A 553-nucleotide genomic window follows, 5' to 3' on the forward strand; every position below is an offset into this window, starting at 1 on the left:
GCATTGGTCCCGACCAGAACCTCCATCCAGACCTGGTCAAACGATTAACCCGGGAGGCGAGCAAGGCGGCGGAACACGTGATGCGAATGTGCATCCGCGCCCTCGACTACCTGCCGCCAGTAGACGTCCGCTTTGGCGATTTTCTCCGGGCAATCATAACGGCGGACTATGACCTGGTGCCCGATGACGTGCTTAATTATCGGCTCGCCATCATAGAAGGGTTTCGGCGGCGCGGTATCATCCCGGAGGGCTGTCTCTCTTTGGCTGTCGACAGTTTGTTGTGGGAGGCGCCGGTCCATCATCTGGCGGCCGATTATGACGATTTGGACCTGGATTTGGAGCCAAAATTCGATCGGACGACGGCAATCAAGGCCGCTGAGGAGAACGCGGAGAGCGTGCATTGGTGGATCCTGGGATCGGAGAGCTTTCGGACCACCGAGGATAAGCCATGGCAAGAGGTGTGCGGAGTAGTCTTCCGACGAGGTTTGATCTCGTATGACGACCGCGAGACGATACTGAGCCGGCCAGGGGACCCGAAGGGATTTGCTCCGCC

The 553-nt window shown here is 58.8% G+C and carries 1 pseudogene; it reads left to right on the forward strand.

Going from position 1 to position 553, the window contains the following annotated elements:
* Positions 1–553 (forward strand): annotated as a pseudogene (locus EOA60_RS38045) (hypothetical protein); the annotation flags it as partial.

Origin of the sequence: Mesorhizobium sp. M1A.F.Ca.IN.020.06.1.1 (assembly GCF_004023265.1) — a bacterium.
Taxonomy (GTDB): domain Bacteria; phylum Pseudomonadota; class Alphaproteobacteria; order Rhizobiales; family Rhizobiaceae; genus Mesorhizobium.